This window comes from Xanthovirga aplysinae (genome assembly GCF_009711365.1).
Classification (GTDB): domain Bacteria; phylum Bacteroidota; class Bacteroidia; order Cytophagales; family Cyclobacteriaceae; genus Xanthovirga; species Xanthovirga aplysinae.
On the sequence record NZ_SMMB01000500.1, the window covers coordinates 1 to 1,940 of the forward strand.

Sequence of the window (1,940 nt, forward strand, 5' to 3'; positions counted from 1 at the left end):
AAAAAAATTGGAATAAAGCTCCAGTTAGTACTTGATTTCTTTTTGGATAGGCTTCTGTGAGGTAATCTGCACTTTCTATGGAAGGAACAATACTAAGAACGCCCGCAACCATTCCCATAATCATAAGTATACCAGCAATTCTTGCTGGTCTTTTAGTTGAACGCATTATCTATATCTTGTTATTAATTTCATTTTGCCAATGACCCACAACAACCCGATATACCAAATATGGTGTTTATCCAACCATCAAATCAACCAAATCCCGTTTTTTTGTCTTAAAATATTCATAGTCAAATCTAAATAAAAAATCGGAGTTTCCTGTTTTTTGGAATAATTACCACATATGGATATAGAATATTTTTTTTATCTTACTACTGTTACTAATTAAATCACCAAGGAAACTCTTCTACTTATTAAAATTAACTTCCTTTTTAGTGCTACCTATTAAACGGCCATTTTTCACTCTGACACTTCTATTCACTAGGAAACAAATGACCGGATTATCCTACTTCCATTTCCTTAATAAAAATGTGTACCGCTTCCAACATCCCAGAATAAAACTAATTCACTCAGAAGAATTTCATGAAAGGCTTTTGGCGATTAATGCCTCCACATCAAACAGAAATTTGGATTTTGGTGGGAAAAGACAGAAACTAGGCTGGGTTGTACCCTAAGCGGTATTGCTCTTGGCTGCACTTTGGATAGTAGGTTAAAACTTGTGGGATACTGGCAAGTGTAAAAGCCGGACAGGTGCCAATAGGATTGGGATAACATTGAGCTGTTTTGCGACCTGGTGTGGATTAGTTATTTAGCAATGATGGCCTTTTGACTTTCTAGGTAAAGTTCAACCACAAAACACTAATACCTGCCAAATAGGGGAAAGCCGTACGCAGAAAACTCCAGTTTTGAAAGGCATGTGCAGCAGGCCAACCAATTTTCTCTTATTTAGGGATTAGGTCAAGGATTAGCATAAAATATTTTTGATGCAGTTTATATTGTTGTGTAGTGAGTTTTACAGTTAAGACATCTGGTTTAATTTCTGTTTTGCATCAAGCAAAAGTCGATCGCCAATTTCATGGGTTTTTTCATCCTTGCATAAATCTAAACTTATTGCCCAAAGTTTGTCCAGCTGACCTTGATTCAAAGTAGTATTTTTTTGTTTCATCTCAACGAAGCTGTTTTTTTTCCAGGTTATCAATTTGCCAGATTTTTTCTGACTTTCTTCCTGAATCTCTAAAAACAGAGGAGCCATTACTTGTCCACACTCTTCAATAGAAATAAATGCCCCAAAGAATTTCGACAGTAGTGCTATCAACCTCATCCACAAAGGGATAATATTGATTTGATTCGTCCAAACGGTTTTATGAACCCGGAATCCAAGGAAAGAGACATTTCGATTTTCAATTTGACTGTAGAGATTATGCAACTGTGTAAAAAACATTCTCTTTGCTGCCATAGCTTGATAAATAGCCTTTACATAACCCCATTTACTGGTCAACTGCATATCCTCCCAAATAATTTTCCCATATTCCGTTACATTGAAAACCACTCGACCTCCTTTTTGAGAATTTTCTAACAACTCCAATAAGTTTAAGGTGAGCATGAATTGGGACAGATAATTTACCTGGAAATGCCCATCCATCCCATCCTGTGTTTGGAGTCGTAGGGGAGCGTAACCCATTCCCGCATTGATAAACAGGCCATCCAGAAAATTATGCTGATTTTTAACTTCCTCAATAACTTTCCTGACATCCTCCAATTTTGTGAGGTCGCAAAGAAGTAAGGAAACTTTTAAGTTTTCTGAAAGATTTTGAAGTTCCTTTACAGTTGACAATCCCAATTCTTCCGACCTGCACAAAAGGATGATCTCATTGACCTGCTCAAGTCCTGCTAATACCTTTGCAACCCCTTTTCCCATTCCATTGGAAGCACCTGTTACT

General features: G+C 36.9%; 1 protein-coding gene. It reads right to left on the minus strand.

What is annotated here, in order from left to right; genetic code table 11:
- Positions 1-1,018: 1,018 nt before the first annotated feature.
- The coding region (locus E1171_RS02135) for an SDR family NAD(P)-dependent oxidoreductase (RefSeq protein ID WP_155203622.1) at positions 1,019-1,940 on the minus strand (922 nt) is incomplete at its 5' end.